The following is an 18,617-nucleotide window of genomic DNA, read 5'->3' as shown; positions in this document are numbered from 1 at the left end:
AAAAACACTCAGCGGTTGGAGAGTTGCTTAAGAGTCTATATACTCAAACTGGCACATAAAACATTGGCTACAGACAGTGATGTTGTACAAAAATGAAACTTTTTTACAAAATGTTGTACTTTTTCTAGTTTATTGTGTTTGATAGCCTCTTTTTTAATCATGTGTTAATTTGTTGTTTTTCTTTGTTAATTCAACTTCTTATGTGTTTTTTTCTGCTTGTGTTTCTTGGGCGGTATCAATTAGTTTTTGAGAACTGATCTGAGTCAATTTTTTTCAAACCGTGAAAGATTATACTCAGTTCTGAAAGCAATTTACTAAGTCTGTCGTTACTTAAGCTCTTGTGAGACCAAAATAAAATTGAGAGACAGCAAGCTTAATAAAGAGTTTTTAACATTTTTCTATTTTAGGAGATCCACTATGCCGGTAACTAATTTGGCTGAACTTGATGCTCTTGTGGCTCGCGTTAAAGCGGCACAAGCAGAATTTGCAACTTACTCTCAAGAGCAAGTTGATAAAATTTTCCGCGCAGCATCTTTAGCCGCAAACCAAGCTCGTATTCCTCTAGCGCAACAAGCGGTGGCAGAATCAGGCATGGGTATTGTTGAAGATAAAGTGATCAAAAACCACTTCGCTTCAGAGTTTATCTATAACAAATACAAAGACGAAAAAACCTGTGGTGTACTTGAAGAAGACGAAAGTCTAGGCACGATGACGATTGCAGAGCCTGTTGGTATCATCTGTGGTATTGTCCCAACGACTAACCCGACTTCAACCGCGATTTTCAAATCACTCATCTCTTTAAAAACGCGTAACGGCATTATTTTCTCGCCACACCCACGTGCTAAGAACTCAACCAACGATGCGGCTAAATTAGTATTAGATGCTGCTGTTGCTGCGGGTGCCCCTAAAGATATTATCGGCTGGATTGATCAACCATCCGTTGAGCTTTCTAACGCACTGATGAAACATGAAGGTATTGCGCTAATCCTTGCTACTGGTGGTCCAGGCATGGTTAAAGCAGCATATTCTTCTGGTAAGCCAGCTATCGGTGTTGGTGCTGGTAACGTACCTGTTGTTATTGATGAAACAGCGGATATTAAGCGTGCAGTTGCGTCAATCTTAATGTCGAAAACGTTTGATAACGGCGTAGTGTGTGCTTCTGAGCAGGCAGCCATCGTCGTGAGTGAAGTGTATGATGAAGTAAAAGAGCGTTTTGCTAGCCACAAGGCTCATGTTCTGAGCAAAGCAGATGCAGATAAAGTGCGTAAAGTATTGCTGATCGATGGTGCTCTGAACGCGAAAATCGTCGGTCAACCTGCAGCCGCTATCGCTGAAATGGCTGGCGTTAAAGTACCAGCTGATACAAAAGTATTGGTTGGTGAAGGTTTGGGTAAAGTTTCGTATGAAGACGAATTTGCTCACGAAAAACTGTCTCCAACACTAGGTTTGTTCCGTGCTGACAACTTCGAAGACGCGGTTGCTCAAGCGGTGACCATGGTAGAAATTGGGGGTATTGGCCATACTTCAGGTCTGTATACCAACCAAGATACTAATGCTGATCGCATTCGTTACTTCGGTGACAAAATGAAGACAGCCCGTATTCTAATCAACATTCCAACTACCCACGGCGGTATTGGTGATTTGTACAACTTCAACGTAGCACCATCGCTAACTCTTGGTTGTGGTTCTTGGGGTGGTAACTCTATCTCTGAAAACGTTGGTCCTAAGCACTTAATCAACAAGAAAACGGTTGCGAAGCGAGCTGAAAACATGTTGTGGCACAAACTACCTAAGTCTATTTACTTCCGTCGTGGAAGCCTACCGATTGCTTTGAGTGATCTTGAAGGTAAGAAGCGTGCGTTCCTCGTGACAGACCGTTTCCTATTCAACAACGGTTACGCTGATGAAGTTGTTTCTCTGTTGAAAGCTCAAGGTATGGAAGTACAAACGTTCTTTGACGTGGAAGCCGATCCAACGCTATCTGTGGTTAAGAAAGGTGCCGAAGCGATGCAAAGCTTCCAACCTGATGTGATTCTTGCTCTTGGTGGTGGTTCACCAATGGACGCTGCGAAGATCATGTGGGTGATGTACGAGCATCCAGAAACTCACTTCGAAGAGCTTGCTATGCGCTTTATGGACATCCGTAAACGTATTTACAAGTTCCCTAAAATGGGCAAAAAAGCAGAGTTAGTGTGTATCACTACAACATCTGGTACAGGTTCAGAAGTTACGCCATTTGCGGTAGTAACCGATGACAAAACGGGTGCTAAGTACCCACTAGCCGATTACGAACTCACTCCTCACATGGCGATCGTTGATGCTAACCTAGTGATGAATATGCCAAAATCACTAACAGCCTTTGGTGGTTACGATGCAGTGACTCACGCTCTAGAAGCTTATGTTTCTGTATTGGCGAATGAGTACTCAGACGGTCAAGCTCTGCAAGCGCTGAAGATGTTGAAAGAGTATCTACCATCAAGCTACAAAAATGGCGCTGCAGACCCAATCGCTCGTGAAAAAGTGCACAACGCTGCAACAATTGCCGGTATTGCTTTTGCTAACGCATTCTTGGGTGTGTGTCACTCAATGGCTCATAACATTGGCGCTGAGTTCCATTTACCACACGGCTTGGCAAACGCGTTATTGATTTCTAACGTGGTTCGTTACAACGCTAATGATAACCCAACTAAGCAAACCGCATTCTCTCAATACGACCGTCCTCAAGCACGTCGTCGTTATGCAGAAGTGGCGGATCATTTAGGTCTAAGTCAAGCGGGTGACCGTACTGCACAGAAAATTGAGCGTTTATTGACTTGGTTAGAAGATCTGAAGAAAGATCTTGATATCCCAACTTCAATTCAAGCTGCTGGTGTTAATGAAGCTGATTTCCTAGCGAAATTAGATGATTTATCAGTACGTGCTTTTGATGACCAATGTACAGGCGCTAACCCTCGTTACCCATTGATCACTGAATTGAAAGAAGTATTGTTTACTTCTTACTACGGTAAAGCTTTTGTTGAAGGTGAAACCTTCGAAGGCACGACCGTTATCAAGAAAAAAGATGACCAAAAACCAGCAAAGAAAAAGTAAGCTGAGTTAATGGGAAGTTTTCGCTAGCACGATACTTCTCGAATTGAATCAAGACCCTATCATAATTTATGGTAGGGTCTTTTTTTGTGGCAATCTGAGAAAGTTTTGTGAATGATTAATCCGATCAATAATCAATATACCGACCGATTAACGCAGCAATAGCCGTGACAAAAACGATGAAAATCTAGGGTTGCGTCACCATTTTAGCTCTATATAATGGCCTTCAGCTCAGAAAGCTTGATGAGTATCAAAAAATGAAGAGCAAGATAAACAACTTGCCAGGAACACTCAATTTGAGTTTTTTTCCTTTGTTCAGAGTGATAAATAGCAAACCTCTACAGACCTACAACTGTATGACTAATTTTCTCAGTGTGACTCGTCGTGCTGATCCCTGATTGTTACCATTTGTTTGAGGATAGTTATTGTGACACGTATTATTGTTGTCGGTGGAGGCGCAGGTGGACTTGAATTGGCCACTAAGCTAGGTCGAACATTAGGGCGAAAGAATCGCGCTAAAATCACTTTAGTGGATCGTAATTCCAGCCATTTATGGAAACCACTACTTCATGAAGTTGCAACGGGATCTTTGGATGAAGGTGTCGATGCTCTAAGTTACCGTGCTCATGCTAAAAATCACTGTTTTGAGTTTCAACTCGGTAGTCTAGAAGCGATTGATCGTGATGCTAAACGGATCACGTTGAGTGAACTGAGAGACGAACATGATGAGCTGTTAATGCCAAAACGTGAACTAGAATATGATCTTCTGGTATTAGCGATTGGCTCGAAATCTAATGATTTCAATACACCCGGAGTGAAAGAACACTGTATTTTCCTTGATAGTCCTGAACAGGCGCATCGTTTCCGTACCGAAATGAATAATGAATTTTTAAAGCTGCATGCGAAAAATGGTCAGGGAACGGTGGATATTGCGATTGTTGGTGCTGGAGCCACTGGGGTGGAATTATCCGCTGAATTGCATAATGCCGTGAAAGAGTTACACAGCTACGGCTTTGGGGACTTAGATTCCAGTAAACTTAATGTCAATTTAATTGAAGCGGGTGAGCGTATTTTACCAGCATTACCGCCACGTATTTCTGCTGCTGCACACAGTGAACTCACTAAATTAGGAGTTAATGTTCGCACCACGACAATGGTCACTAAAGCCGAAAAAGATGGTTTAACCACTAAAGATGGTGAGAAAATCATGGCAACGATCATGGTTTGGGCGGCAGGCATTAAAGCACCTGATTTTATGAAAGATATCGCAGGGTTAGAAACGAATCGCATCAACCAGTTAGTCGTTAAAGATACCCTTCAGACAACGCGTGATGACGATATTTTTGTGATTGGTGATTTGGCCCAGTGTACGCAAGCGGATGGTAAGTTTGTCCCGCCTCGTGCTCAAGCTGCCCATCAAATGGCTTCACAAGCGTTCAAAAATATCGTTGCTAAACTGAATGGCCGAGAGCTAAAACCTTATATCTATAAAGACCATGGCTCTTTAGTCTCGCTGAGTCGTTTTTCTACCGTAGGTAGCTTAATGGGTAACCTAACCAAAGGCTCAATGATGGTTGAAGGTCGTATTGCGCGTGTGGTTTATATTTCTTTATACCGTATGCATCAAATGGCTTTACACGGTATTTTTAAAACTGGGCTAATGATGTTGGTGGGAAGAATTAATCGCGTCTTACGTCCGAACTTAAAGCTGCATTAATTAAATAAAAACCGAAGTATAAAAACAAGCAGCTCACTTAACACTGAGCGGCTTGTTTTTATAAGGATAAGAACATTGAGGTGATTTATCTGTCATTGATATGGCTAAGAATGCGATTTTTTCACTTCAGTGATAAATAATTTATTTTTAATTAAGATTGATTTCTATGTCTGACTCTATGGTAGAAGAACAAGTTAAAATATAACCTTCCTCGATTTCTTTCGCGGTTAATGCGGCTTGATTCAAAGTCGTTACATGACCTTTAGTGATTTTGCATTTACAAGAGCCACAAATACCGCTGCGGCAAGCGATGATCAGAGGGACTCCTGCATTTTCAAGTACATCAGCAAGCAATTGTCCTTTCTGAGCCTTGATGGTTTGAGCAAAGTTAGCCACGCCAATCTTGACCTCGGTGTCTGAGATCAGAAGTTTTTGATTTTGAATTGGGCTAAAACTTTCTTGATAAAAATTAGCCATATCAAAGCCGAGTTCGAGTAAGTAACCTTCAATATCTCGCATGAATTTATCGGGGCCACACAAATAGATATTACGTGAATGCATATCTGGCACTAGGGTTTTCAACCAGTGTATATCAATTTTTCCTTGTGGATAGCCACTGTTCTTTGCGTCTTTTAACAATAATTTCAGATGAAAATTGTCGTACAAGGTGTGATAGGTTGCCAATGTATCAAAGTAGAGGGTCTGTTCGGGTGAACGAGCAATGTGCAAAAACTCAATATCAATCTCCATCGCATGGTGAAGCCAATATTTTATCATAGCCATGACAGGGGTGATCCCACATCCTGCACTGATAAGTAGCACTTTACTTTGCCCATCGTGAATTTTCGGTGGATGATCAATACAATTAAAATCACCTGTCGGAGGAAGTGCTTGGACAGTATCTGTCACCTGTAATTGATCAATCAAAAAATTCGATACTTTACCGCCATCTACACGTTTAACGGTAATTTGGAGGTAATTCTCTGCGTTCAACGAACTGATTGAATAAGCTCTAAATTCGATCTTTCCTGCTATTTTAACTCCAAGATTGATAAATTGTCCCGGTTTAAAATCAAACAGTAACGATTCGCTCGGTTCACCGAAGCGAAGAGAAACCGTATCTTCAGTTTCAAAGAACTTATCGATACAGTGCAGTGTGACTGGCGTTTGACCTTGCCATTTAAAATACATAATATTTTCTCCTACGATCATCAAATTTAATGCCCTCTTATGAGGGCATTAAATCTTAAGCGGCCAAAATCGTTTTTAAGTCTTCTGCTACGTTGCCAATGCTACGCATATCGAACTTATTTTGAAGAATAGTGAGTAGATTATCGGTTAAAAATGCAGGGGCTGTTGGACCGGTGTAGATCCCTTTCACACCGAGTGCGAACAAGGTCAATAGGATCACTATCGCTTTTTGCTCAAACCAAGAAAGCACGAGTGTTAGAGGCAGTTCGTTGATATTGCAATCAAACTCTTTTGCCAGTGCCAAGGCCAACTGAATGGCTGAGTAAGCATCATTACATTGGCCCACATCCAATAAACGAGGGATACCATTGATGTCGCCAAACTGGTTTTTATTAAAACGGAATTTACCGCAGGCAAGAGTGAGAATTAAAGTATCGTCAGGCGCTGCGGCGGTGAAGTCGCTATAGTAGCTGCGTTCGGCTTTATCGCCATCACAACCACCGACTAGGAAAAAGTGTTTGATATTACCCTGTTTAACTTGATCGATGACGGCTGGAGCAGCATTCATGAGCGCATTGCGACCAAAACCAACGGTGATCATCTGCTCTATTTCGTCATGCAGGAAACCCGGTTGGTTTAATGCACACTCAATTACCTGATTAAAATCGTCACCTTCGATATGTGCAACACCCGGCCAGCCAACGATACTGCGGGTGAATAAGCGCTCAGCGTATTGGCCTACATTTGGGTTGAGTAAACAGTTGGAGGTCATAACAATTGCTCCAGGGAAATTAGCGAATTCTTTTTGTTGGTTTTGCCAAGCACTGCCATAGTTGCCAACCAAGTGAGGGTATTTATTGAGCTCAGGGTAGCCGTGGGCAGGCAGCATTTCACCATTGGTATAAACATTAATGCCTTTACCGACCGTTTGTTGCAGGATTTTTTCTAGATCATGTAAATCGTGACCAGAGACTAGAATACACTTCCCCTTGATAGGTTTAACATTAACAGAGGTTGGCTGTGGATGGCCGAATGTGTCCGTTTCACCGAGATCAAGCATCTCCATGACTTTATAATTCATCAAACCAATCTTCATTGAACAATCGAGTAGCTCTGAGAGGTCGTCAGGTTCGGTACCAAGCCAAGCCATAATGTCATGATATTGGGCGTAGATATCGTTGCTGGTTTGACCAAGTACACGCGCATGTTCCATGTAGGCAGCTGCGCCTTTTAAGCCATATAAACACAGTAAACGTAAGCCAATCACATCCTCGTGAAGCATCTCTTTACCCCGATTAACCGCCACTTGTGGTGCGAAAGTTAAAATTGCCTCAACCGAATCAGGTAATTCAAATTGGGCAACGGCGGGTAGAGGTGTGATAGGTTGGTTAGTGAGTTGGCTGGCCGCCAGCACTTGTGTCTTTAAGCGCACTTGATATTCTGCAGCTAGATGAGTCAGCTCAAGAATACGCTGTGGATCGAAATTGACATTGGTTAAGGTAGCAAAGAAAGCTTTAGGAGCCCATTGATTGATCTCATCGTCAATGATATTGAACGAGTAGGCTTGGTTTGCCCAAAATGAAACGCCTTGCAATGTATAGACTAAGATGTCTTGTAAGTCAGAAACTTCCGCAGTCTTGCCACACATACCTTGCGTAAATGAGCAACCTTTTATGGTTGACGTCTGGATAGTCTGTTCACATTGAATACAGAACATAATAAATCTCCGGTGTGTTAACCCTAAACAGTTCATGTCTAGGGAAGGGCTAAAGGTAGAATCCTTTACCGAAGAGCAGAATTTATGCCAACTTGTAATTTATTGATTTTAAATGAGTAAATTAAACTAGTGGACTATGGTTGATGTAAAAAAGACACCGGTAGGATGTGATATTGACATCTGCTTAGTGGTTTATTTTGAGCTTACTCCGAGTTTTTTCCCCATTCGGTACAGATTACCGCGATCCATATGCAGAAAATCGGCGGCCTTTGACCAAACTCCATCCGATTGTCTTAATGCATGTTCAATTAAGAGCTTTTGATACACTTCTACCAGATCGCGCATCGATTCTGGATGGATAGGAAAAAAGCTTGATGTTGTTTTCACATCCGAACGGTGGGGTAAAATATCAAAATGGTCGATATTAATCGTCGTATGAGCTTGCTGAATAGCATGAAGTGCTGCTCGCGTTAGCGCATGTTCCAGTTCACGCACGTTACCATACCAAGGCAAGCTTTCTAATTGACTGAGCAACCTGGGGTGAACATGTAAATTTGGGGTATTGAATTGGTGACGTACTTTTTCGAGTAAGTAACCAGCCAGTACAGGAATATCCCCTTCACGTATTCTCAATGGGGGGACCGTTATGGGAAAAACATTGAGGCGGTGAAATAAATCCGCACGAAAATGTCCCTCTGCGACTTCTTGAGCTAAATTACGGTTGCTGGCTGCAATGATCCGGACATTAACCAATAGGTGTTTATCACTGCCAACACGTTGTAGTTCTCCTTGCTGAATCACACGGAGCAATTTGGCTTGCAGGATTAACGGCAATTCGCCGACTTCGTCGAGAAACAGTGTTCCCCCATCTGCAAGTTCAAACTTACCCGCTCGGTGCTGATTTGCACCAGTGAAGGCGCCTTTGACATGACCAAACAACTCACTTTCCGCTAGGCTTTCGGGTAATGCTGCGCAATTGACATAAATCATCGGATGGTCACGACGATGAGATTGAGCGTGCACTTGATGGGCGACTAATTCTTTACCGGTTCCTGTCTCACCCAAAATCAATACTGCATAGTCTGAGGGGGCGACGATAGCGATTTGCTGACGAAGTTGCTGGATTTGTGGACTAAGACCGACCATCTCACCTTGTTGTGAGCGGGCTTGCTGAATCAACGTTTGGGTGATGGTACTTTGTTTTTTATTCTGTGCTTTAAGTGCTTTTAATTGAGCAATGTTGCGTAAAGTGGCCGCGGTCAGTGCCGCGAAGGTGTCGATCATCATGGGGTCAAGATGATCAAAAGCGCCGATGGTCAGTGAGTCCATCGTTAACGCTCCGACTAACTGGCCATCAACATAAAGGCTACGCCCTAAGCAATCATGCACGGTGAGTGAAGGCTGTTCATTGAGTAAAGCACCATCAAAAGGATCGGGTAATGGACAATTGGCATCAAAGCGGACGGTTTGTTGGCTATGTAGAATTTGTTCTAAACGAGGGTGCACTTTAGGAAAATAGCGTTGACCCAAGACACTCGTTGATAAGCCTTTTACCGCGACAGGTGTTAAAAATCCATCGTGATCAAAAACAAATAGGGCGGCCGCGTCGCAAGGAAAAACGCAAGCGACGCCATCAATCATACATTGATATTGTTGCTGACTAGATAGGTTGGAACTTAAGTTCAATGCTATGTTAAGCACAACTTGATCTATCGCTTTGGACATAAGTAGCTCTGTTTAATCATCGAGCTCAATATGCTAACAGTTAGATGTCATATTAACATCGCATGGTTATTTTTATTGATGTGTGATTGACATCGATCAATTTTCAATAACATTATAACTGAGTCAGTCATGTTGATGACGTTGGCGCTTTTAAAGTATTTGGTGATCGGTGGCTTATGCTAAAAAGTCAATCTATATCATTGAGATAGAGAGTATGCTTAGCAGGACTTATTTTATTGTTTTAACTGATATTGATTACTGTACTGATGTGAACCACTTGAGATTGGCTCTGGAATAATTGAAAAAACCAGTCCTGCTTTTGGTTGACCATGAAAAATAAATCGATTTTGGGCAAGACATTCATGCTTCGCACCACACGCTTTAGCGAGCTGTTGGCTAGGGATATTGTTCGGATCACAGATAATTTCTAAGCGAGTCAGTTTGAGCTGGGCAAAACTCCATTCTATCAAAGCGGACAGCGCTTCTTTGGCGAACCCTTGTTGTTGATGCTCGTCTCCTATCCAATAGCCTAAACTTGCCATATTAAACGTGGTAGAAAATTCATTAATCGCCACCATACCAACGAGTTGCTGCGTTGCTTTATCGATCACCACAAAGCCATAGGCATCCGCTTTTATCCAGTTTAATCGTGTCGCCAGAATAAACCGTTCAGCATCTTGTTGGTTAAAGTGGGCATGACACCAATCAATCCATTGATGTAATGATGGCGAGTCTTGGATCAACTGTGCAAAATCAGCGGCTTCATCAATCGATAAAAGGCGCAATTGCACATGTTGAGTATTGATTAAGAATTCTGGACTCATGACAGATTGCCTCATTTTCACTGTGTGTCTTTGCCGTTGAATTTTCTATCGTGCCATATAACAACTCAACGCCCATATAGGGCGTTGGATAGGATTATTGGACTCGGCGGACTTGGATAATGATACCCATAAGAGGGTGGTCCAAATAATGGGTTTCACCACTGCGCATACGGCGTTTTTGATCGAGACGATAACTTTTCAAGAAAGATTGTTTTTCCATCGTTGGCGATATGGCAATGAGGTGCCCATCTTGCACAGTGGTGCGTGTATCTTGGTTGAGTTCATCTAAGTCAATAGAGGGATCTTGAAGGATGACTTCACGCACACTCGGTTTTTTTAAATCAAAATTTGCTTCGGCAAACAGAAAGTGCTGGACATAAATTTGTAGGGTGCCATCAAGCTCATACAGCGGTGGAGTGATGGTCTGTTCAACTACATCATCAATTGGGCGATATTGCTGAGTTTGTGCGACTCGTTCACTGCCGTCAGGATTAAACTGGGTTGAGTAGTCTTTCCCCGCTTGAATATGAAAGACCGGTGCTGAAGCTCGCCCTTGATCCCCTTGACGCCAAGCAGTATGTAATAATACTTGAAAGCCGGCATGATTGCGTAAACGCTGAGCTTGATCAGTCAGTTGATAATCCGATTGAGAGAGCATACGTACGCCTTTACTTTGCCGATATTGAGCATCACTCAGGTTGCCGGCACGCGAGAGATTAATCTCAGGCAACGTATCCGGCCATGACTCTTGCGTTTTCTCCGCGTCAATTGCACGTTGGAAGATGATCACTTCAATATCGAATTGTCGCTGCGCTAGGCTGGGCATGGCAACGAGCAAAAGCAGTAGTGGGATCAGTTTTTTCATTATGACTCCGTCAATGTGCTGGGCACGTGTTTGATTCTATTGAGCCTACCATTAGGCAACGGGTAATAGATTGTGCTGGAATTCTTGCAGCATATCTGTAACAAATTGAATTCTTTCTCTTCTATCAACCAGTGGAAGGATAAACTTCAATTTAGTCGGGCCTTCCATCGCAAATTGTTTCGGTTGTGCATGGAGTAGTTTAACCAAAAACATCGGATTAATGTCAGCGTTAGGGTAGAACTCAATATACCCGCCTTTCTCATGCGCTTCGATTTTACGAATTTTAAGTGCACCAGCTTTGAGCTTCAGTTGGGCAATGGTCAGCAAATTCAAAGCCGCATCCGGCAGTTTACCAAAACGATCAATTAACTCGACTTTAAGTTCTGCCAACTCAGTATCATCGGCGACACTGGCAATTTGTTTATACAGTGATAAACGACTATTGATATCTGGAATATAATCATCAGGCAACAGTGCCGGAACGCGCAATTCCACTTCACTTTGTTCACGCAGTAGATCATCCAATGATGGCTCTTTGCCTGATTTCAAGGCTTCAACTGCTTGTTCCAGCATCTCCATATATAAGCTAAAACCAATCGATTGAATTTGGCCACTCTGTTCATCGCCGAGTAACTCACCAGCACCACGAATTTCTAAATCGTGGGTTGCTAAGGTAAATCCTGCGCCGAGATCTTCAAGTGAAGCTATCGCCTCTAAGCGTTTTAGCGCATCTTTGGTCATCGCTTTAGGATGTGGGGTTAATAGATAAGCGTAAGCTTGATGATGAGATCGACCTACTCGTCCGCGTAATTGGTGTAATTGAGCTAATCCAAGAGTATCGGCGCGATTAATGATAATGGTATTGGCGGTTGGTACATCAATCCCCGTTTCAATGATGGTGGTACACACCAGTACGTTGTAACGCTGATGATAAAAATCATTCATGATTTGTTCGAGCTCACGTTCACGCAACTGTCCATGGGCGACGGTGACTCGAGCTTCAGGGATAAGCGCTTCCAAATCGGCGGCAACTTTTTCGATGCTTTCGACTTGGTTGTGTAAAAAGTAAACTTGACCACCACGCATGATCTCTCTCAGCACCGATTCGCGGACAACACTGTCTTCATGTTGACGGACAAAGGTTTTAATTGCTAAGCGTCGAGCGGGTGGTGTCGCAATGATCGATAAATCGCGCATACCACTCATCGCCATGTTTAATGTCCGTGGAATCGGGGTGGCCGTTAACGTTAAAATATCTACATCGGCACGCATGGCTTTGACTTTTTCTTTTTGACGGACCCCAAAGCGGTGTTCTTCATCAACGATTAATAGCCCTAAATCGGCAAAGGTGAGATCACTGGAGAGCAGCTTGTGTGTGCCCACGACAATATCGACTTTGCCTTCAGCAACGTCTTGCATGATCTGCTTTTGTTCTTTGGCTGATTTAAAGCGTGATAGCACCTCGACACGGATCGGTAAATTGGCAAAACGGTCGCGGAAATTTTCAAAATGTTGCTGAGCTAATAAAGTTGTGGGTACTAAAATAGCCACTTGCTTATTGTTATCGGTACAAACAAAAGCGGCGCGCATCGCGACCTCAGTTTTACCGAAACCGACATCGCCACACACAAGTCTATCCATCGCCTTGGCTTGACACATGTCCGAGAGTACCGCGTTGATGGCCATCGCTTGGTCGTCGGTTTCTTCAAAGGGAAAGGTGGCTTTAAAGGTGGCGTATTGGTCACGATCCAAACGGAAGGGATACCCTGGTTTCAGTTCGCGTTTAGCGTAGACATCAAGCAGTTCAGCGGCCACATCACGGACTTTTTCTGCCGCTTTCTTGCGTGCTTTAACCCAGCTTTCTCCCCCCAGTTTATGGAGCGGTGCGGATTCTTCTGCACCTCCGGAATAACGGCTGATTAAGTTCAGTGATGAAACGGGAACATAAAGCTTGGCTTCATTTTGATATTCAAGGGTAACGTACTCGGTAGTAATGCCGCCTGCTTCGAGGGTTTGCAAGCCTAAGTAACGTCCAATACCGTGGTCGATATGCACGACGGGTTGTCCCGGTTTTAACTCGGCAAGATGGCGGATCACCGCATCACTATTGGTGGATTTACGTTCTTTCTTGCGACGTTGAACTACTCGAGATCCGAGTAAATCGGCTTCACAAATTAAGGCAAGAGATTGATCAGTGAAAATCGCCCCGCGTTCGGCAGCGCCGATCACCAAGGCCAATCGTTCGGCACTTTGCCATGCTTCGGCAAAAGAAGCGAATGCGGTAGGGCGTAACTTAATTCGTTGCAACAGTTCGAGTAGTGCTTCGCGTCGTCCCTCAGATTCAACCGAGAAAATAATCTTACCGGTAAATTGCTCGCTAAATTGACGTAAGGCGGCAAGCGGTTCTTTATTTTGCTGTTGAATGGCTAAATCAGGTAACGCGGTAATGGCTAAGTTACTTCTACCCGCTTTTTCGGTAATGGGTTCGATGGAGAGTTGCAACTGAGCAAAATTTTTCGCACGCGCGAATAAATCGTCTTTTTTTAGCCACAATTCGTCAGGAGCGAGTAAGGGACGTAACGGATCTATGTTCCGTTGATCATAACGATACGCGACATCAGCGAGAAATTGGTCGATAGCGCTTTCAACCTGACCTAGCAGAATTAATTGGCTTTGATCCGGGAGGTAATCAAACAGTGTCTCGGTGTGTTCAAAAAATAGCGGTTGCCAATATTCAATCCCTGCTGGCCACGTGCCTTTAGAAACCTGCATGTAGATAGATTCAGGCTCACGACGGGCATCAAATCGTTGCCGGAAACGGGCACGAAATGCTTCTATAGCTTGCTCGGTGGTCGGAAACTCATGAGCAGGAAGCAGGCGGATCTGGTCAATTTGCTGAATAGAACGTTGATTTTCTGGATCAAAAATTCGAATGGTATCAATTTCATCATCAAAAAAGTCAATCCGATAAGGGGAGTCACTGCCCATAGGGAAGAGATCCAAAATTGACCCTCGACTGGCGTACTCTCCTGGACCAAACACTTGATCTACATGACGATAACCAGAGTTTTCTAACTGAACACGCAATTTAGCTAAAGAGAATCGGTCGCCTTGTTTAATCATCAAGGTATGTTGCAGTAAGAAATCCCGAGGCGTTTGGCGTTGTAATAAGGTACTGACGGGAACGACGGTGATCCCGCTACCTAAAGAGGGCAACTGATATAAGCGAGCGATGCGATCCGAAATAATCTCTTGATGAGGTGAAAAATTATCGTAGGGTAAGGTTTCCCAATCAGGAAATAGGCCAACCGGGGCTTGACTGAATTGCTCTAGCTCTTGAACCAGTTTTAATGCTGTCTGTGGATCGGGTACCGCTAATAAGGTATGGCTTGAGTGACGATTAGCACATTCAGCGATGGTTAGCGCGAGACTGGCACCAGGTAAATTGCCCAGTTGCTTCTTATCCCCAGCACCACGTAGGTGTGGGAGTGTTAATACAGTTTTTGTCATCATTATAGAGTAGGTCGTTATGGTTTTTCTCGATCTAAAGAGCGTTGACGCAACAGTTTTTGTTGGCAATGAAGCGCAGCTTTAATGAGGAGATCTTGGTCATTATCACGCAGTAGGGTATATCTGACGCCAATAATCGTGGAGTTTGCATCCGTTTCACAATCGATAACTTCGCCATAACAATAAATGGCCGCTGCGGGATGCTCTAGGAATAATTTAATGCGTAACGGAGTGCCTAAGGCGAGGGTTTGTTCGGCTCTATAGGTAAATTGACTGGCTCCAAACGACAAGGTTGAGGCTCGTTGAGTGGGGTCGTCTTGCTGCGCGAGCATAAAACTAAGTAACAGATTTAGCTTAGAATTTTGTGTTTCTAGTAGTTGGATAAGATGCTTAAAATCGCTATTTTTGAGTTCGAGTCGCGCAGCATCGTTTAAATGGTCGAGTTGGCTAAACTCACTAGCAACGACGAAAGGCGCGGGAATTTCCGCCTCAAAATCGATCTGAGAAGGCAAACTAAAGTTAGCCGCTAACGGCTCTATGTTAATCGTCAGTGCGTGATATACCGAAAAAAAGTCTTGGTCAGTCATATTGGTTTTCCTTCTCACCTCTGTTGATTATCGTCATAAAGAATCAGTAATCAAGCAAAGTGACGGTTTTGTTGTAAATCAATCAGCGCGATGGCAAACAAATCTTACCGCCATTTTTGTTGTGATAACGGCGTTTAACAAAGATTTGGCAAAGAAAAACTACAACCTTGGACCGATTCTCGTTACAGTAGCGGCCTATTATGGCTTTGGTTTGTATTATGTTTCATCCTATTTCGATATTTATCGGCTTACGCTATTTACGTGGACGTTCAGGTGACCGATTCAGTCGGTTTGTCTCTTATATGTCGACCGCTGGGATCACAATTGGTGTGATGGCCTTAGTGACGGTATTGTCGGTGATGAATGGTTTTGAATCACAGTTGAAAAATCGTATTTTGGGGGTTTTACCACAAGCGGTGATCGGACAAGCACAGGAAAAAACCCAATGGCAAGCACAAGCCCCCGATTTTGTTCGTGATTTATCTACTTACAAAGCGCCACAACCGATTGTGAGAAGCGAAGCGGTGGTGCAAAGCTCGTGGCAATTATCGGCGGGGTTATTGGTCGGTGTGGTTCCGCAAGCGAAGGATCCGATCGCTGACTATCTGATAGCTGGTCGACTAACTGACCTACAACCGGGCTCCTATCGTGTTTTCTTAGGTCACAGCCTTGCTCGCGATCTCAATGTTTCTGTTGGCGATACGGTTCGCTTAATGGTGACTCGCGCCAGTCAATTTACTCCGTTAGGACGCATTCCTAGCCAACGCAATTTCACGGTAGCTGGATTGTTTAATACCGGCTCTGATGTTGATAACCAACTGATGATCACTCATTTACGAGATGCTGGCCGGTTACTACGTTTCGACGATGATACGATTTCTGGTTGGCGACTGTTTATGACCGACCCTTTTGATGTGGCAACGTTGTCGACGACCGCTTTACCTGACGGTTGGCATTGGAGCGATTGGCGTGAACAGCGTGGCGAGTTATTTCAAGCAGTCAGAATGGAAAAAAACATCATGGGTTTAATGCTGGGACTGATTGTTGGGGTAGCTGCGTTTAATATTATCGCCGCTCTAATTATGGTGGTAATGGAAAAGCAGGCGGAAGTGGCTATTTTAAAAACTCAAGGTATGACGGATCAACAAATTCTGGCCATTTTTATGGTGCAAGGCGCGAGCAGTGGAGTGATTGGAGCGGTCGTTGGTGGGGCATTAGGCGCTCTACTGGCGAGTAACCTTAACAATATCATGAGCACATTAGGCGTCGCTTTATTTTCATTAGGCGGGGAGTTGCCCGTGGTGATCAATCCGATACAAATTGTGGTGGTGGTATTGTTGGCAATACTGCTCAGTTTTTTAGCCACTTTATTTCCTTCTTATCGCGCATCTAGAGTTAAACCCGCTGAGGCTTTACGTTATGAATGATCTTTTACGCTGTCAGCAGCTTTATAAAATCTACCAAGAAGGTGAGTTGCAGACTCAAGTGTTGAAAGGGGTGAGTTTTTCGATGCAACGCGGTGATCTGGTCTCGATCATTGGTTCTTCTGGCTCAGGAAAAAGTACTTTATTACACATACTTGGTGCGCTGGATGAAGCGAGCAGTGGCGATGTTGAATTTCTTGGTCAGCCATTGCACCAACTGAGTTCAAATAAACAGGCCAAGATGCGTAATCAACATCTTGGTTTCGTGTATCAGTTTCATCATCTGCTTGCTGATTTTACGGCGTTGGAGAATGTCGCGATGCCACTATTAATTGGCGGTAAAAAAGTCAGCGAAGCGAAACGCTCGGCTCAGGCTTTGTTGGCGAGAGTAGGGCTGAGTCACCGTTTGCAACATCGTCCTTCAGAGCTATCGGGCGGAGAACGGCAGCGTGTCGCGATTGCTAGAGCCTTAGTCAATCAACCAGACTTAGTGCTGGCTGATGAGCCCACTGGCAATTTGGATCATACTACGGCACTGGCTATTTATGATCTGATGCGTGAATTAAATCGTGAGTTTAATACGGCTTTTTTAGTGGTGACTCATGATGGCGAATTGGCAGCGAAGATGGATCGACAACTGCATATGCAAGATGGCCTATTGCTTAACGTTGCGGAGGCATAATGTTTGCTGATTTGGCGCTAGTAATAGGCGCGCGTTTTAGCCGAGCTAAACAGCGGAATAAGCTGGTGTCGTTTATCTCTTTATCTTCGACATTAGGCATCGCTGTAGGGGTTGCAGTGATTATTATTGGTTTGTCGGCGATGAATGGCTTCGAGAGAGAGCTACAACAACGTGTATTGTCGGTCATCCCTCACGGTGAATTCGAAGGCGTGCGTGGGCCAATCGAACACTGGCCTGATATCGTCCAAAAATCGACTCAGCATCCTCAAGTCCAAGCGGCGGCACCATACGTGAAGTTTACCGCATTGGTCGAGCGAGGTGCGCAGTTAAAAGCAATAGAAGTACGAGGGGTGGATACGCAAAGAGAGCGTGCTGTATCTCGACTGGCTGACTATGTTACCCCTGGAGTATGGGAAACTTTTGTTCCTGCTCAACAGCAAGTTATTTTAGGCAAAGGTGTTGCCGATCAACTACAAGCGGCGGTGGGGGATTGGATTACTTTGCTGATCCCAAGTAGTCATACTGGGCAGGCAGTCCAAGCGCCGAAAAGAGTGCGGGTAAAGGTTGCTGGGTTGCTGGAATTAAACGGTCAAATCGATCATAGCCTTGCGTTGTTGCCTTTAGAAGACGCTCAGCAATACAGCAATTTAAACGACAACGTCACGGGGGTGTCAATTAAAGTCGCCGATGTTCTCAAAGCCAATCAAATTGTTCGTGAAGTGGGCAATACGCTAGAAGAGTACGTCTATTTACGTAGCTGGCAACAAAAGTATGGCTTTCTGTACCGTGATATTGAAATGGTTCGTACCATCATGTACTTAGTCATGGTGCTGGTGATTGGAGTGGCGAGCTTTAATATCGTCTCTACTCTGATGATGGCAGTCAAAGATCGTGCTTCAGAGATCGCTATTTTGCGCACCATGGGGGCTAATGATCGCTTAATTAAACGTATTTTTGTTTGGCAAGGCGTATTTTCTGGTGTTATGGGTAGCGTTGTGGGTAGCATTGTGGGGGTGTTTATGGCTTTAAATTTAACGCCGATTATTCAGAGTTTAGAAACTTTATTGGGCCATCAATTTCTTTCAGGGGATATTTATTTTGTCGATTTCTTGCCTTCTCAGCTTGAGTGGTCAGATGTCCTGCTGGTTTCAAGTACCGCGATTATTTTGAGTTTACTGGCGACTTGGTATCCGGCCTCTCGCGCCAGCCGTTTGCATCCTGCTGCGGTTCTAAGCAGTAAATAACCCCGTTATTCCCTTCGTTAATAAAAAGAAAAAGGACCTAATGG

Annotated in this window: 12 protein-coding genes; 5 read left to right on the top strand and 7 right to left on the bottom strand. The window is 43.9% G+C overall.

Annotated elements, in window-relative coordinates; translation table 11 throughout:
* Positions 1-417 precede the first annotated feature (417 nt).
* On the top strand, positions 418-3,090 hold the full coding sequence (gene adhE, locus BSR11_RS06945) for a bifunctional acetaldehyde-CoA/alcohol dehydrogenase (RefSeq protein ID WP_072669710.1): 2,673 nt from the start codon (positions 418-420) through the stop codon (positions 3,088-3,090).
* A gap of 424 nt (positions 3,091-3,514) precedes the next feature.
* Entirely contained in the window at positions 3,515-4,804 is a 1,290-nt protein-coding gene (locus BSR11_RS06940; RefSeq protein ID WP_072669709.1) for an NAD(P)/FAD-dependent oxidoreductase, read from the top strand.
* A gap of 147 nt (positions 4,805-4,951) precedes the next feature.
* Here the strand turns inward: BSR11_RS06940 and BSR11_RS06935 are convergent, their stop codons facing one another.
* The 7 genes from BSR11_RS06935 to BSR11_RS06905 form a co-directional block, all read right to left on the bottom strand.
* Positions 4,952-5,995, bottom strand: a complete 1,044-nt coding sequence (locus tag BSR11_RS06935) for an FAD-binding oxidoreductase (RefSeq protein WP_072669708.1) — start codon at positions 5,993-5,995, stop codon at positions 4,952-4,954.
* Between the two features lie 55 nt (positions 5,996-6,050).
* Entirely contained in the window at positions 6,051-7,712 is a 1,662-nt protein-coding gene (gene hcp / locus BSR11_RS06930; RefSeq protein ID WP_072669707.1) for a hydroxylamine reductase, read from the bottom strand.
* A 192-nt stretch (positions 7,713-7,904) separates the two neighbouring features.
* The gene (gene norR / locus BSR11_RS06925) at positions 7,905-9,437 is read right to left on the bottom strand and encodes a nitric oxide reductase transcriptional regulator NorR (protein ID WP_072669706.1); all 1,533 of its coding nucleotides are present in this window, start codon (positions 9,435-9,437) and stop codon (positions 7,905-7,907) included.
* 233 nt (positions 9,438-9,670) lie between these two features.
* Complete coding sequence (locus BSR11_RS06920; protein WP_072669705.1) at positions 9,671-10,261, bottom strand: GNAT family N-acetyltransferase; 591 nt, start codon at positions 10,259-10,261, stop codon at positions 9,671-9,673.
* 94 nt (positions 10,262-10,355) lie between these two features.
* Complete coding sequence (locus BSR11_RS06915) at positions 10,356-11,126, bottom strand: peptidoglycan binding protein CsiV (RefSeq protein WP_072669704.1); 771 nt, start codon at positions 11,124-11,126, stop codon at positions 10,356-10,358.
* A 51-nt stretch (positions 11,127-11,177) separates the two neighbouring features.
* The gene (mfd, locus tag BSR11_RS06910) at positions 11,178-14,639 is read right to left on the bottom strand and encodes a transcription-repair coupling factor (RefSeq protein WP_072669703.1); all 3,462 of its coding nucleotides are present in this window, start codon (positions 14,637-14,639) and stop codon (positions 11,178-11,180) included.
* Positions 14,640-14,653: 14 nt separating this feature from the next.
* On the bottom strand, positions 14,654-15,223 hold the full coding sequence (locus BSR11_RS06905) for a PilZ domain-containing protein (protein ID WP_072669702.1): 570 nt from the start codon (positions 15,221-15,223) through the stop codon (positions 14,654-14,656).
* Positions 15,224-15,441: 218 nt separating this feature from the next.
* Between BSR11_RS06905 and lolC the strand changes: the two genes are divergently transcribed.
* From lolC to lolE, 3 genes are read left to right on the top strand one after another with little or no spacing between them, the layout of a single operon-like run.
* The gene (gene lolC, locus BSR11_RS06900; RefSeq protein WP_072669701.1) at positions 15,442-16,650 is read left to right on the top strand and encodes a lipoprotein-releasing ABC transporter permease subunit LolC; all 1,209 of its coding nucleotides are present in this window, start codon (positions 15,442-15,444) and stop codon (positions 16,648-16,650) included.
* On the top strand, positions 16,643-17,329 hold the full coding sequence (lolD, locus tag BSR11_RS06895) for a lipoprotein-releasing ABC transporter ATP-binding protein LolD (RefSeq protein ID WP_072669700.1): 687 nt from the start codon (positions 16,643-16,645) through the stop codon (positions 17,327-17,329). The genes lolC and lolD overlap by 8 nt, the downstream gene beginning before the upstream one ends.
* Entirely contained in the window at positions 17,329-18,573 is a 1,245-nt protein-coding gene (gene lolE / locus BSR11_RS06890) for a lipoprotein-releasing ABC transporter permease subunit LolE (RefSeq protein WP_072669699.1), read from the top strand. The genes lolD and lolE overlap by 1 nt, the downstream gene beginning before the upstream one ends.
* The last annotated feature ends 44 nt before the right edge of the window (positions 18,574-18,617 follow it).

It is taken from the genome of Vibrio injensis (assembly GCF_001895205.1).
In the GTDB taxonomy this organism is placed as follows: Bacteria; Pseudomonadota; Gammaproteobacteria; order Enterobacterales; family Vibrionaceae; genus Vibrio; species Vibrio injensis.
This window is presented reverse-complemented; position numbering and strand designations above follow the sequence as displayed.

What these genes read in the sequence shown, in the direction of transcription:
- adhE (WP_072669710.1), top strand. Translation starts at nt 418, where the DNA reads ATGCCGGTAACTAATTTGGCTGAACTTGATGCTCTTGTGGCTCGCGTT.
- BSR11_RS06935 (WP_072669708.1), bottom strand. Translation starts at nt 5,995, where the DNA reads ATGTATTTTAAATGGCAAGGTCAAACGCCAGTCACACTGCACTGTATC.
- hcp (WP_072669707.1), bottom strand. Translation starts at nt 7,712, where the DNA reads ATGTTCTGTATTCAATGTGAACAGACTATCCAGACGTCAACCATAAAA.
- norR (WP_072669706.1), bottom strand. Translation starts at nt 9,437, where the DNA reads ATGTCCAAAGCGATAGATCAAGTTGTGCTTAACATAGCATTGAACTTA.
- BSR11_RS06920 (WP_072669705.1), bottom strand. Translation starts at nt 10,261, where the DNA reads ATGAGTCCAGAATTCTTAATCAATACTCAACATGTGCAATTGCGCCTT.
- BSR11_RS06915 (WP_072669704.1), bottom strand. Translation starts at nt 11,126, where the DNA reads ATGAAAAAACTGATCCCACTACTGCTTTTGCTCGTTGCCATGCCCAGC.
- mfd (WP_072669703.1), bottom strand. Translation starts at nt 14,639, where the DNA reads ATGATGACAAAAACTGTATTAACACTCCCACACCTACGTGGTGCTGGG.
- BSR11_RS06905 (WP_072669702.1), bottom strand. Translation starts at nt 15,223, where the DNA reads ATGACTGACCAAGACTTTTTTTCGGTATATCACGCACTGACGATTAAC.
- lolC (WP_072669701.1), top strand. Translation starts at nt 15,442, where the DNA reads ATGTTTCATCCTATTTCGATATTTATCGGCTTACGCTATTTACGTGGA.
- lolD (WP_072669700.1), top strand. Translation starts at nt 16,643, where the DNA reads ATGAATGATCTTTTACGCTGTCAGCAGCTTTATAAAATCTACCAAGAA.
- lolE (WP_072669699.1), top strand. Translation starts at nt 17,329, where the DNA reads ATGTTTGCTGATTTGGCGCTAGTAATAGGCGCGCGTTTTAGCCGAGCT.